This window comes from Pseudomonas sp. SDO5532_S415 (assembly GCF_054071155.1).
This window is the reverse complement of the sequence record NZ_JBSVWS010000032.1, coordinates 13,148-26,696: the sequence shown is the minus strand read 5'-3', so window position 1 is coordinate 26,696 and position 13,549 is coordinate 13,148. Positions and strand designations below refer to the sequence as shown.

General features: G+C 56.6%; 10 protein-coding genes. All 10 read left to right on the top strand.

All coding sequences use genetic code 11. From position 1 onward, the window contains the following. The 10 genes from tssH to ACW9HW_RS10920 all read left to right on the top strand — a co-directional run bounded on the left by tssH (window position 1) and on the right by ACW9HW_RS10920 (window position 13,525). Entirely contained in the window at window positions 1-2,607 is a 2,607-nt protein-coding gene (tssH, locus tag ACW9HW_RS10965; protein ID WP_457399838.1) for a type VI secretion system ATPase TssH, read from the top strand. Between the two features lie 10 nt (window positions 2,608-2,617). Next, entirely contained in the window at window positions 2,618-4,135 is a 1,518-nt protein-coding gene (locus ACW9HW_RS10960; protein WP_457399836.1) for a sigma 54-interacting transcriptional regulator, read from the top strand. Window positions 4,136-4,211: 76 nt separating this feature from the next. Beyond that, complete coding sequence (locus ACW9HW_RS10955; RefSeq protein ID WP_095194627.1) at window positions 4,212-4,352, top strand: type VI secretion protein; 141 nt, start codon at window positions 4,212-4,214, stop codon at window positions 4,350-4,352. A gap of 17 nt (window positions 4,353-4,369) precedes the next feature. Next, entirely contained in the window at window positions 4,370-5,560 is a 1,191-nt protein-coding gene (tagH, locus tag ACW9HW_RS10950; protein ID WP_457399834.1) for a type VI secretion system-associated FHA domain protein TagH, read from the top strand. Window positions 5,561-5,565: 5 nt separating this feature from the next. Further along, window positions 5,566-6,066: a type VI secretion system lipoprotein TssJ gene (tssJ, locus tag ACW9HW_RS10945; protein ID WP_457399832.1), complete on the top strand. Its 501-nt coding sequence runs from the start codon at window positions 5,566-5,568 to the stop codon at window positions 6,064-6,066. 2 nt (window positions 6,067-6,068) lie between these two features. Continuing rightward, window positions 6,069-7,400 carry a type VI secretion system baseplate subunit TssK gene (gene tssK / locus ACW9HW_RS10940; RefSeq protein ID WP_457399829.1) on the top strand — a complete coding sequence of 444 codons (1,332 nt, stop codon included), beginning with the start codon at window positions 6,069-6,071 and terminating at the stop codon, window positions 7,398-7,400. Window positions 7,401-7,405: 5 nt separating this feature from the next. Further along, window positions 7,406-8,299: a type IVB secretion system protein IcmH/DotU gene (icmH, locus tag ACW9HW_RS10935; protein ID WP_457399827.1), complete on the top strand. Its 894-nt coding sequence runs from the start codon at window positions 7,406-7,408 to the stop codon at window positions 8,297-8,299. Then, on the top strand, window positions 8,299-11,802 hold the full coding sequence (gene tssM / locus ACW9HW_RS10930) for a type VI secretion system membrane subunit TssM (RefSeq protein WP_457399825.1): 3,504 nt from the start codon (window positions 8,299-8,301) through the stop codon (window positions 11,800-11,802). The genes icmH and tssM overlap by 1 nt, the downstream gene beginning before the upstream one ends. Beyond that, a complete protein-coding gene (locus tag ACW9HW_RS10925; protein ID WP_095194633.1) occupies window positions 11,802-12,530 on the top strand; it encodes a PP2C family protein-serine/threonine phosphatase in 729 nt (242 codons plus the stop codon). Before tssM ends, ACW9HW_RS10925 begins: the two co-directional genes overlap by 1 nt. Beyond that, window positions 12,527-13,525 carry a serine/threonine-protein kinase gene (locus ACW9HW_RS10920; protein ID WP_095194634.1) on the top strand — a complete coding sequence of 333 codons (999 nt, stop codon included), beginning with the start codon at window positions 12,527-12,529 and terminating at the stop codon, window positions 13,523-13,525. Before ACW9HW_RS10925 ends, ACW9HW_RS10920 begins: the two co-directional genes overlap by 4 nt. Window positions 13,526-13,549 lie beyond the last annotated feature (24 nt).

Below are 13,549 nucleotides of genomic sequence, written 5' to 3'. Positions count from 1 at the left end.
ATGATCACTGTGGACCTGCAACAGCTTATCCAGGCGCTTGACGCCGAAAGCCGTCACGACCTGGAAAGCTCTGCCGAGCGCTGCATCGCCCGTGGTGGCAGCAAAGTGCTCGTCGAGGATTTTCTGCTGGCGTTATTGGAGCGCCCACAAGGTTTGCTAGGTCGTGCCCTGCAAGACGCTGAAGTAGATGCCAGTGAGTTGGCGGTCGCGTTGCAATTGCGAGTCGAGAGCACCGCTTCGCAGCGACCTGTGTTTGCACTGGAACTGATTCAATGGCTACAGGATGCCTTACTGCTGGCAACTCTCGAGTTGGGTGAGAGCGTGATTGGACAGGCCTCACTGATCCTCTCTTTGTTGTGCAATCCACTGCGCTACGCCGGTAGCCGTTACCAATTGTTGCTCGCGAGGCTGAACATTGAGCGAATTAAAGAATTCGCGTTATCCCGGATTGAGCCGCCAGCCACCGGCAAACCGGTTGGATCCGCTGAATCCTTATTGGAACGCTTCACTCACAACCTGACTCAACAAGCCCGTGACGGCAAATTGGACCCGGTGTTGTGCCGCGATACTGAGATCTGTCAGATGGTCGATATTCTCGCCCGTCGTCGCAAGAACAACCCGATCGTGGTCGGCGAAGCGGGCGTGGGGAAAACGGCCATTGTCGAAGGCCTGGCATTGCGCATCGCTGCCGGTGAAGTACCGCCGGTGTTGAAAGGTGTTGAGTTGTTGTCCCTGGACATGGGGCTATTACAGGCCGGCGCCAGCATCAAAGGTGAGTTCGAGCGGCGCCTCAAGGGTGTAATTGATGAAGTCAAGGACAGGCCAAAGCCGGTGATCCTGTTCATCGACGAAGCTCATGCGCTGATCGGCGCGGGAGGCAGTGCCGGTGGTTCCGATGCGGCCAATCTGCTCAAGCCCGCGCTGGCTCGTGGCGAGTTGCGAACCATCGCCGCCACGACCTGGACGGAGTACAAGAAATACTTCGAAAAAGACCCGGCCCTGGCCCGACGTTTTCAACCCGTGCAATTGCATGAACCAACTATCAGCGAAGCCGTGACAATCCTTCGCGGGCTGGCTCCGGTGTATGAGAAGAGCCACGGCATTTACCTTCGCGATGACGCTGTGGTGGCAGCGGCTGAATTGTCTGCTCGCTATCTGACCGGTCGTCAACTACCGGACAAAGCCGTTGATGTTCTCGACACTGCATGTGCCCGCGTGCGTATCAGCCTGGCTGCTGCTCCGCAAAGTCTGGAGCGTTTGCGTGGCGAACTGGCTGAAGGTGTCCGCCAGTGTCAGGCCATGTGTCGGGACGCCGAGGCGGGATTGCTGATTGATCATAAGGTGCTGGCCGCCCTGCAAGAACGCCTCGTCCTGGTTGAGTACGAAAGGGCTGAACTGGAGTCGCTGTGGACTGAGCAAAAGGAACTGGCCGAACGTCTGCTGGATCTGCGTCAGCAACTGGCAAGGGCCCGGGAAGAAGCTGTCACTAGAACAGCTTCAAATGAGGAGCAGGCACCGGACATCGAAGTTCTGGGAGTTGCGCTCAACGAAGTCCATCGCAACTTGACTGATTCGCAAGTCAGACAACGCCTGGTGAGTTTTGAAGTGTGCCCGCGTCTGGTGGCTGAAGTCATTAGTGCCTGGACGGGAGTGCCGTTGTCTCAACTGGCCCTTGAGCACAACGCCAGGATCGCCAGCTTTGCTACAGACCTGCGCAATCGTATTCGTGGTCAGGAACAAGCCATCGAGATACTGGATCGCTCGATGCGTGCGACAGCCACCGGCCTGAACAATCCTGAAGCGCCAGTGGGCGTATTTCTGCTGGTTGGCCCGAGTGGCGTCGGCAAGACCGAAACCGCGCTGGCGCTAGCGGATTTGTTGTATGGCGGCGATCGTTTTATTACAACCATCAACATGTCGGAGTTCCAGGAAAAGCATACCGTCTCTCGCTTGATCGGAGCGCCACCTGGTTATGTCGGTTACGGGGAGGGCGGCATGCTTACCGAAGCCGTGCGTCAGAAGCCGTATTCCGTTGTATTGCTTGATGAGGTCGAAAAGGCTGATCCGGACGTACTTAACCTGTTCTACCAAATCTTTGACAAAGGCTTGGCCAACGATGGGGAAGGGCGCCAGATCGACTTTCGAAACACGCTCATTCTGATGACCTCCAATCTGGGTAGCGAGCGGATCAGCGAGCTGTGCGAAAACGTTGCACGACCACCCGTGCAGGAGCTCGAAGCCTCCATTCGCCCGATTCTCATCCAACACTTCAAGCCGGCGCTGCTGGCACGCATGCGCATAGTGCCGTATTACCCGGTCAGTGGACCGGTACTCTGTGAACTGATCGAGGTCAAGCTTGGCCGCTTGAGAGAGCGCCTGCATCGTCGTCAGCTGGATTTCGGCTATTGCCAGAACCTTGTCGATCACTTGGCCGGGCTTTGCACGCAAAGCGACAGCGGTGCCCGTCTGATTGACCAGTTGCTGGATCGGCATGTGCTGCCCCGGGTGGCTGACCGCTTGCTTGATGCAATGGCAACCGGTGATCACTTCACACGTGTTCATGCGACGCTGGATGTTGATGCCGGCGTCATCTGCGAGTTCGCTTGAGATGGGGGTAATGCTCGCTCAAACGCCTCAATCGCTGGCGTATGCCGAAGCCTTGCTGGATCAATTCGCCAGTTTGTCTCAGGCGGCGGACAGCGCTGTATTGCTGGGTGACTTTCTTCGTGCAGTGACGCAACTGAGTGATTGCGAGCTGGCGCAATTATATTTGCTTGACGCAAACCACGGCTGCCTGGAACTGAACTCCGAACACCTGAACGGCATTTTGCAGCCTCGGGACAGGGCGGACTTCCCGATAGATTTCAACGATGCGCAACTGCTGCAATACGCCCTGCGCCAGAACCGCGTGGTGTGCCTCGACTCCTTGAGTGACAGCTTGTACGAAACCAGTTTTTTGCCGCTCCAGAGCAAACCATGGAAATCGTTGTTGTGTGTGCCTCTGCTAAATCGGCAAAAGGGCGTTGAGGGTTTAGTGCTCTGTGCCAGCCGCCAACACGTTGATCTGCAAGGGCTTGCCGAGTCACTGGGTCAATTGGGCTCGTTTGTACTTAGTCAGCTGCAACTGCTGCAACGGCTGCGTCTGCCGTCTGGCAACACACGATCTGCATCAGACAGCGTCCCGAATGCCAGCGGTTATGGACTGATAGGCAATAGTCCGGCCATGCGCCGAACCTATTTGCTGATCAGTAAGGTCATGCATAGTCCTTACACCGTGTTGTTGCGCGGCGAGACGGGTACTGGCAAGGAAGTGGTTGCGCGGGCGATTCACGATGGTGGTCCTCGGCACTCTCGACCACTTATCGTGCAGAACTGCGCGGCATTCGCCGAAAACCTCTTGGAAAGTGAACTGTTCGGCTACCGAAAAGGTGCCTTCACCGGTGCCGACCGCGATCGCGCCGGGCTGTTCGATGCGGCTAACGGCGGCACCCTGTTCCTGGATGAAATCGGCGATATGCCGTTATCCCTGCAAGCCAGGTTGTTGAGGGTTTTGCAGGAGGGTGAGGTTCGGCCGCTGGGTTGTAACGATACCCATAAGATCGACGTACGCATTATCGCGGCGACCCACCGTGATCTGGCGTTGCTGGTCAGGGAAGGAAAATTCCGTGAGGACCTGTACTACCGTCTCGCGCAATTTCCAATCGAACTGCCGGCCCTGCGTCAACGCGCAGGTGACATCCTCGATCTGGCCCGGCATTTCGCTGAAAAGGCCTGCACATTTTTGCAACGCGATAGCGTGCATTGGTCTGAGGCGGCGCTGAGTCATCTGGCCGCTTATGCCTTTCCCGGCAATGTGCGCGAACTCAAAGGACTCGTCGAGCGTGCGGTGTTGCTGTGCGAGGGCGACGAATTGCTGGTCGGACACTTTTCTCTGCCTATGGATGCAATTACGCAAGATAGCAGCCTGCACTTGCGCGAGCGCCTTGTGCAGGTCGAACGCAGTCTGGTGATCGATTGTCTGCGTAAAAACAACGGCAATCAGACGATTGCTGCCCGGGAGCTCGGGCTGCCGCGCCGTACGCTGTTGTATCGCCTCGCACGTTTGAACATCAAGCCAGGTGATCTCGATGGTTAATCCTCTGGCTACGGATGATCGGTTCCCTGAGTCCGCTCAACCGGTTCCAACCTCTTTTGTCTTTCGGAGACCTCGCATGCCTGTTCGTCACTGGCAGGCCGCTTTGCTGGCGCTCGTCGTTTTATTCGGTGTTGGCGGCTGTGGCGGTAATTACAAGTACAACGACAACACCTATCGCCCCTTGGGTGATCCACAGGCAGTCAATCGCGGCAAGTAAATACAGGGAGCACCACCTTGGAACTGGTTTTAGAAATGCTGAACAACAAACAGTTCGTGCCGACCGATTTGTGCCAGAAAACTTTCACACAGTCTGGTGGATTGATCGGTCGGGGCGAGGATTGCGACTGGGTTATTCCCGACCGCAAACGTCACCTTTCCAGCCACCACGCAATGATCAGCTATCACGAGGGCGTGTTTTACCTGACCGATATCAGCAGCAACGGTATCCAGGACCAAGTCAGTGGTACCCCACTAATGAAGGGGGAAGCGATTCGTATCGAGACCGGCAGTATTTATGCGTTGGGCGACTTCGAGATCCACGCGCGACTGAGTCATGACTCTGCATTCTCAGGCGCCGAAGCCTGCCGTCCTTCCAGGACAGGCAACATCATTCCTGACGATGTGTTCCTTGAGTTCGATCCGTTGAGGGGCATTGATCAGATGGAGCGTTCTTGCTACGAACTCGATGAACTGAAGGACTTCGAAGCGCCGTTTCAAGCACCCATGCAACGCGCCGACTATGCACGCATCGACATTGAAAATCTGACGGTACCGCAGCTGGTTGAAACTCCGTCAGAACCCGCATCAGTCAGGCTGAATGTGACCGAGCCTCAGCGTGAGGATTTCTGGGAGCGCTTCGGCGCCGCACTGGGAGTGGATCTCAAGGGCCTCGACCCTGTCGCCCGCGAAGCAGTAGCGCTCGATGCCGCCCGATTGCTCAAGCAAAGCGTCTGCGGCTTACAGCAAAGCCTGCGCACCCGTAGCGAGCTGAAAAACGAGTTGCGGCTTGCCCAGACGACCCTGCAAGGGTCACCCACAAACCCGCTGAAGATCGGCGTTGGTGCAGGTGAGGCGCTGGGGATGCTGTTGGCCAATAAACCAGGCCAATTATCAGCAGAGCAAGCGATCTCTCGTGTTTTCCGTGATCTACAGGCGCACCAAGTGGCGTTGCTGGCCGGCAGTCGCGCAGCGCTTCGAGGGACTCTGGAGCATCTCTCACCACAACAGCTGACCTTGCGTTTCGAGCGCGATAACAAGTCACTGATCGCCACTTCCGGTAGCCGTTGGAAAGCCTATGGCCGTTACCACCAGGCCCTGCTACAGGATGACGACTGGAGCGAGCGCTTGCTGACGAGAGACTTTGCACTGGCCTATGAAGAGCAGATTCGCCTGATCTCCACTCTCCATTCTGACCTCCAGGGATGACACACATGTCGCGCCGTTGGACTGTTTCAATCAATGCGCTGACCGGTCTCGCAGCGCTGCTGTTGCTGGCTGGTTGCTCGGTGTTATCGCCGTATTCCGGTATGACCAAACTCAATCTGAAGCTGACCGCCAGTGATCAACTGAATCCGGATCTCCATGGGCGTCCATCTCCGATTGTCGTGCGCTTGCTCGAGCTGAAGCACCCGGTTGCGTTCGAGAACGCCGACTTCTTCAGCCTTTACGAGCGCGCGGCGTCATCCCTGATACCGGATCTTGTGACCAGTGAAGAGCTACAGCTACGCCCCGGGGAAACTGTAGAACTCAAGCTCAGCGTGCAAGGGGAGAGTCGCTTCGTCGGCATCCTCGCTGCTTACCGTGACCTACCTGAAACCAGGTGGCGCTTCACCGTGCCACTCACGTCTGGGGGAATTACCAACTCGGACCTCAAGCTCGACCATGCAGGGATTCGCAGCAGCAATGAAACTCTTGCCAAGGCAGGTGATTGAACATGCATACCCATAAAGTCTTGTGGCAAGAAGGCATGTTGCTGCGTCCGCAGCACTTGCAGCACAGCGATCGCTACCACGACCATCAGTTGAAAGCCCGAACACAGCTTGTAGGCAGTTACATCTCGGGTCTCCTGAACCTGGAAATCGATCTGCAGTTTCTCAAGATGGGGAAAGTGGTTCTCAACTGTGCCTCGGGGATCCTGCCGGATGGCAGTCTCTTCGAAGTGGGAGGCAGCACCAGACCCCTCATCCTGGACATACCTGCCAACACCGTCAATTCACCCATCTATCTGGCGTTGCCGCTAGTGACCGGCAACCATGTCGAATCACGCCGTCCGGAGCAAAGCGACGTACTGGCGCGTTACATCGCCTATGAAATTGAGATCGCCGACTCCAATGCGGGAGACGGTTGCACCAGCACGGTGAGTTGCGCCCGTCCGGACTTGCGCTTAATGCTAGGCGAACAGCAAAACGATCAGGCTTTTGTGAAGCTGAAAGTCTGCCAAGTACTCGGCACCACTCCCGATGGTGTGATCACCCTAGATCCGGATTTCGTGGCGACGTACCTGCAGGTGCACTCGTCCAGCTATCTGCTCTCTTGTCTGAAAGAGGTCATCAGCATGCTCGGCCATCGGGGGGACGCCATTGCCGAGCGGATTCGCTCCAATGGCAAGGTGGGGGGCGCGGAAGTGGGCGATTTCATGATGCTGCAATTGATCAACCGTACCGAACCACTGTTGCGTCATTACCTCACCAGGGAGCAGCTTCATCCTCAAGAGCTGTACTGCATACTGCTGACCCTGCTGGGCGAACTGGCTACTTTCTCCAGCGAAAGCAAGCGCCCTGGACTGGACAGTCGCTATGAGCACAGTGACCAGGGCACAAGCTTCCGTAAACTCATGGAGGCTATTCGTCAGGTTCTATCGATGGTGCTGGAACAGCATGCCGTCGAGTTGCCGATGCAGGCGCGTCAGTACGGAATCATTGTTTCGCCGTTGCACGACCATAAATTACTGGGCTCGGCCTCGTTCGTACTCGCCGCCAGTGCTCAATGCGATGGCGAAGAACTGCGTCATCGATTGCCGGCGCACCTCAAGGTCGGTCCGGTGGAGAGCATCCGTCAACTGGTCAATCTTCATTTGCCGGGTATCAGAGTCAGGCCATTACCGGTAGCCCCGCGACAGATCGCGTTCCACGCCAACAAAACCTATTTCATCCTCGAACTCAGTTCCGAATACCAGACACAACTCGAACGCTCTGGCGGCTTTGCGTTCCATGTCTCCGGTGAATTCGCCGAGCTCGAATTGAAATTCTGGGCCATCAGGAACTGAGCAACATGATCAAGGACATGGAACATCATCAGGACGACAAAACCGTGCTGCTCGATCGTTTGGGTCATGGACCGGCGCAGGTAAACCTGACTGACTCTACCGCACCACCGCGTTTCGAGCAGTTGGAGGCGCGCATGATTTACGCCGCTCGACAGCGGCCGGCACATACTTTCAGCATCAGTCTCAACGCGTTGGTGGCGGCGGCATCCGGCCTGCTATCGGAAGTGGTGCGGCTCAAACAGACCGGCGCCGGTGAAGACTTGCCAACCCTTAACCAGCGGTTGAGTACCGCGTTGGTAGATTTTGTTGATAACGCGCTACACAAGGGTGTCGAAAGCGGCCGGGTATCAACCGCACGTTACATACTGTGCACAGTTGTTGACGAGGCCGTGGCGACCTCTGCGTGGGGTAAAGAAGGCGAGTGGTCGAAAATGAGCCTTTTGAGCACATTTCACAATGAGACGTCAGGGGGTGAAAGATTCTTCCAGCTCCTTGATCGTCTATCAAAAAACCCGGTGAAGCACCTACCGATGCTGGAGCTGATGTATCTGTGCCTGGCGCTTGGATTCGAGGGCAAATACCGAGTTCAGTCGCGAGGCCATCAGGAGCTGGAAAATCTCCGTGATGCACTCTATCGACAGATTCACCAGTTGCACGTAGATGTTCCGCGTGAACTTTCACAGCACTGCAAGGGTGTTGGTGAAGGCCCGCGGCGCGGTCTGGTGCAGATTGTGCCCTGGTGGATGGTGACGCTGATTACCGGGGTGTGCCTGATCGTTATGTACTCAGGGTTTGCCTGGGTATTGGGTGAGCAGCGCGCTTTGGTTTTAAAGCCATTCCAGCAAATTGAGCAAGCAGCGGTTCAATCGCAGTCGCACCAATTGAAGGGGCGCAGGTGATGATCAAGCTCTTCAGAAGAACCAGCCCTTTCCTGAAAAAGACGTGGATCTGGAGCCTGTTGTTGGTGTTGTTTGTCGCACTGCTGGTGTGGCGCATCGGACCGCTGTTGGCGGTGGATGATTACAGGTTCTGGGAAAGTCCCACCTCGCGACTGCTGAGCATCAGCGTGTTGTTTCTGGTCTGGGGCCTGACCATGGTTTTCGTCAATTGGCGCGCCGGTGTACGCAAGCAGATCCTGGAAAGCTCCGAAGACGGTCGGGCAAGTCTGTTCCGTCATCAACAGATCAATCAGGAACTCACAGAACTGAAGGTGCGCTTTAAAAATGCCCTTCACACCCTCAGGACTTCTAGCCTCTATCGCGGGCGTCGTGAATTGCCGTGGTACTTGCTGATCGGTCCTCAGAGCAGTGGCAAAACCAGTTTACTGGAGCGTTCAGGCCTGGAGTTTCCGCTCAATTCGTTCGACCGTACGCTGACTCGCGATTTGCCCAGTACAGAGTATTGCGATTGGTACTTCACTGAGAACGGTGTGCTGCTCGAGACGGCCGGCCGCTACCTGACTCAGTCAAACGTCGAAGTCGACGCCAGTGGCTGGAGCTCTTTACTCTGCCTTTTGCATAAACGATGTCGCAGCAGACCGCTCAATGGTGTGATGGTGATGCTCCCGGTGCAAACCTTGTTCAGCCATGACCATGAGAGTTTGGAGGCTTTGGCGAACCACGTGCGTTCACGTTTGCAAGAGATACAGCAAAGGCTGCACGTCGACCTTCCGATCTACTTGGTGTTAAGTAAAACGGATGATCAGCCGGGTTTTCACGAGTTCTTCGATCAACTGACCCGGGAGGAAAAGGAGCAGGTGCTGGGCGCCAGTCTGAGTGAAGCATCGCTGGCGTCTGTCGCTACCGCGGTACGCATCGAATTCGAAGCATTGCTACAGCGCCTCAACAGTCAGGTGATCATGCGCATGCATCAAGAGCGCGACCCTCTGCGTCGAGGCCGCATTCTCGATTTTCCGCATCAATTGGGTCAGGTTGGTGAAGGGCTGTGCAAATTCGTCGAAAAGACATTTAGTAGTAGCCGTAATCCGCACACGGGCCAATTACGCGGTTTCTACCTCACCAGTGCCACTTACTCAAGCAAACCGCAGGATCACCAAACTGGTGCCGGTGAAGGGCTGAAATATGGGGCGGCGCCGGTCCGGCATGCTGGGCATTCGCGGTTTATCCACCATTTGTTCAGTCGGATAATCTTTTCCGAATCCGGTCTTGTCGAGCTGGACAAACGTGAGCGCAACCGTCTTTCCTGGATGCAGCGCGCGCTGTATGTGGGGGCGCTGACTGCATTGAGTTTGTTTGGTTTTTTATGGGCCTGCAGCTTCTCGGCCAACCATGAGCGCTTGGATAACCTTCGTGCTCTGGCGCAGACCTGGATTCAACAGCGATCGACCCTGAGTGCACAAGATGAATGGCTGCCGGCGCTCGAGTCCCTCGACACCAGCTTCGCGGCAACTCAATTGTTCCCTGACAAACGCGATGTCTCGTACCACGAGCGGGGTGGCTTGTACCAAGGTGTAGAGGTAAATACGGTGATCAGAAGCGCCTACGAGCGCGAGCTTGAAGCGCAACTTCTGCCGCGGCTCGCGACGCTGCTGGAAGGGCAGATCCGCACCAACATGAAAGACCGCGAACTTTTGCTCAACGGCCTGCGTGCATACCTGATGCTGAGCAACCAGGATCGCCGCGACGTGGCATGGCTTAAGGATTGGGTTGCCACGGATTGGTCCGTGCGATACGCGGGCAATACTTCAGTGCAAAACCGCTTGAACGCCCATATTGACCATTTACTAGCACTACCATTCAGCTACCCCCTCAATGATTCACTAGTGGCCCAGGCACGTCAGAGCTTGCGCAGCGAATCCCTGGCCAATGTGGTTTACCGAATGCTCCACGAGCAGGCTCGCATTCTCCCGGAGTACCGTTTGAGTCAGCATCTGGGGCCACAGGGTGCACTATTGATTGGCACTGATCATCCGATCCCTGGCTTTTACACCCAGCAGGGTTATCAGCAGTATTTCTCGGTCCGGGGCGCTGCGCTGGTCACCGACATTTTGCGCGACAACTGGGTGCTGGGTGAGGTGTCGAACATCAGCAACATGGACTTGCGACGCTTAATGGTCGAGCTGGAGCAATTTTATTTCCGTGACTACGCCAATGCATGGGGCGATGCGATGGGGAGGGTTGCTTTACAGCCCATCAACCACGCACTCGAAGGGGCAGAGCAGCTGGCCGGCCTGACATCTGCCAACTCGCCCGTGATGCAACTGCTCGTGCAGGTGCGTGAAAACACTCATTTCCCGGTGGTCACCGATGCTGTAGATGACGTAGCGACAGCCGCACAAACATTGGCAGAGAAGAATGGCAAGGTTGGAAAACTCGCCGTCGCCACATTAAAAAAAGCATCAGGCGCCTTGGGCAGTAATCTGCCGGACACCGCGAGAAAGGCCCTGCAACGTCGCTTTGAACCTCTCCACCGGTTACTGGATGAAAATAACGGCCCGAGCGCCGACCTGACCCCTGTAATGCACGCGCTCAATGAGCTGCAACTGCAATTGTCGAGTCTGGCTCGTGCCAGCTCACCTGATCAGGCGGCGTATGACCTGGCCAAGGCCCGTATGGCTAACCAGCGTGATGCGCTGAGTCAATTGCGCATGGCCTCAGGTCGCTTGCCGCGACCAGTCGGTGCCTGGTTCAACGTGCTGGCCGAAGATGCCTGGCGTCTGGTGCTGGGTGACGCCTATCAGTACCTGAATCAGCGCTATCAAAGCGAGCTGTACAGCTTCTATGGCAAGGCGATCTACAAGCGTTATCCATTTAGCGCGCATAGCGCCAGCGACGTGGCGATCAGCGATTTTCGCGAGTTTTTCAAGGCTCAAGGCATCGTTGACCGCTTCTTCGACAACTACATGCGTCCATTTGTCAGCGGCGGCCCGGGTAACTACCGTTTGCGCAGTATTGATGGTCAAAATCTGCCCGTGTCTCGGATTTACCTCGATCAGATGGCTTCAGCACACATTATTCGCCAGAGTTTCTTCGCCGAGAACTCCGCCGCGCCGCACGTGCTTTTCAAGCTGGAGCCGTACACCCTCGACCCGGCGGTCAGCCGTTCCGAGTTCCGATTTGGAGACAAGGCCATGGAGTATCGCCACGGGCCAATCGTAGCGGCTTCATTCAAATGGCCAAATGATGCCGAAGACGGCCGCACCAGCCTGGTACTCGAGAGAATGACCGAGCGTCCGATCGGTATCGAGAAAAACAGCGGTCCGTGGTCGCTGTTCCGTTTGTTGGACTTGATGCAGACCGAATACCTCATCGGTCGGGATGTGCTGGTGCTCAAAGCCGATCTGGGTGGCCTGCGCGCCAACTATCTGCTGACGAGTCAACGTGCGCCGAATCCGTTCGATATGGGTGTATTGCGTACGTTCCGCATGCCGGCGCAACTCTGATGTCGATGATCAGCCCCTGGCGTAGTGCTGCGCGTACCGACCCCGGGAAGGTCAGGGGGCGCAATGAAGATGCTTTTCTTGATTGTCCACAGCAGGGGCTTTGGGTGGTCGCCGATGGCATGGGTGGGCATCAAGGGGGCGACATTGCCAGCCAGATGATCGTTGCCAGCCTGGCGGAGTTGCCGATGCACAAAAACTTCGATGATCGACTCATAGGTGTGAGTCAGTGCCTGCATTGGCTCAATCGTCGTTTGGGCCAAGAGTTGACCCTAATGGCCGGGCATCAGGACAGCATCGTCGGCAGCACCGTGGTAGTGCTGCTGGTGGATGGCAGTCGTGCGGCGTGTATCTGGGCTGGCGACAGCCGCTGTTATTTGTGGCGTGACCAATGCTTGTATCAGCTGACCAAGGACCATTCGCTGATGCAGCAACTGATCGACCAGCAGCAGATGTGCGCCGGACAGGCCAGCATTCAACCGCATGCCGGAGCATTGACCCGCGCAGTAGGGGCAAGCGAAGAGCTGACGCTCGAGGTACTGGAATTGATGGTGTATCCCGGAGACTCGTTTTTGCTGTGCAGTGATGGTTTGTATCAAGCCTTGAGCAGCAACGCACTGGGCAGCGCCCTGAGTCTGAATACACCAACGCAAGTGATGGAGCGCTTGTTCGATAGTGCCTTGAGCGGTCCGGCGCGGGATAACCTGACGGGTGTGGTGATTCGCCAATGAGTGAGCTCGCACCAACACCTGAGAAACTCCCGATCTGCGAAGGGGAGGTCGCCGACCTGACCTATTTTGCTTTCGCCAAACCTGCCACCGCATCCCAGGACGCCATCTCGCCCCAGGCCTCCGCCGTCGAATTGCCTGAAGTGCTGTCTGGACGATACCGCATCGAGCGGTTGCTCGGTGCTGGTGGTATGGGCATGGTGTATCGCGCACGGGATCTGTTGCACGAACAGTTCGGTGACCGTGAGCCTTACGTCGCGCTGAAAATGCTCGGTGAAGACCTCGTCGATTCCCCGGACGCCAGCGCCTTCCTCTACAGTGAGTTCGCCCTCACCCAACATTTGCACCATCCGAATGTGCTGCGCTTGAACAGTTTTGAAGTGGACACAGGTTGCCATCGAGCCTTCTTCACCATGGAGCTGATGCGCGGTCTGACCCTCGATAAACTGCTCTGCGAAAGGCCTCTTGGAATATCGTGGCCAGAATTGCGCGATGTCGCGCTCCCGCTGCTCGACGCATTGGACCATGTCCACAGCCGTGGTGTGCTGCACGGGGATCTAAAACCGAGCAACGTGATGCTCAGTGAAGAAGGCGTTCGGCTGTTTGATTTCGGTCTGGGCCGAGCCGATGAAAGCATCATTCCGGGCGTGCCGAAGCTGAGTCGCGACCGATTCAAGGCCTGGACTCCAGGTTATGCCGCCCCCGAATTGCTCGACGGCAAGCCGCTGTCCGTTGCTTCGGACATTTATGCCGTGGCATGTGTGTTGTATGAGTTGGCGGGTGGCAAACACCCATTCCGCCGTTGGCCCTCAACCCGCGCGCGGGATGAGCATCTTGACCGTGAATTGCGAGCCCCCCGGTATTTGCCGAAATACTGTTGGCCCGCGCTACGAAAGGCCCTGAGTTTCGATGTAGCCCAACGCACTATCACGGCCCGGCAACTGTATGACGCCTTCAACACGCAATCGTCGTGGTTGCGACGGTGGGCCGGACGCTGATCTGGGCGATCCGGTTGTAAGGCA

Coding starts and splice junctions, on each gene's coding strand:
- tssH (WP_457399838.1), top strand. CDS start 1: ATGATCACTGTGGACCTGCAACAGCTTATCCAGGCGCTTGACGCCGAA.
- ACW9HW_RS10960 (WP_457399836.1), top strand. CDS start 2,618: ATGCTCGCTCAAACGCCTCAATCGCTGGCGTATGCCGAAGCCTTGCTG.
- ACW9HW_RS10955 (WP_095194627.1), top strand. CDS start 4,212: ATGCCTGTTCGTCACTGGCAGGCCGCTTTGCTGGCGCTCGTCGTTTTA.
- tssJ (WP_457399832.1), top strand. CDS start 5,566: ATGTCGCGCCGTTGGACTGTTTCAATCAATGCGCTGACCGGTCTCGCA.
- tssK (WP_457399829.1), top strand. CDS start 6,069: ATGCATACCCATAAAGTCTTGTGGCAAGAAGGCATGTTGCTGCGTCCG.
- icmH (WP_457399827.1), top strand. CDS start 7,406: ATGATCAAGGACATGGAACATCATCAGGACGACAAAACCGTGCTGCTC.
- tssM (WP_457399825.1), top strand. CDS start 8,299: ATGATCAAGCTCTTCAGAAGAACCAGCCCTTTCCTGAAAAAGACGTGG.
- ACW9HW_RS10925 (WP_095194633.1), top strand. CDS start 11,802: ATGTCGATGATCAGCCCCTGGCGTAGTGCTGCGCGTACCGACCCCGGG.
- ACW9HW_RS10920 (WP_095194634.1), top strand. CDS start 12,527: ATGAGTGAGCTCGCACCAACACCTGAGAAACTCCCGATCTGCGAAGGG.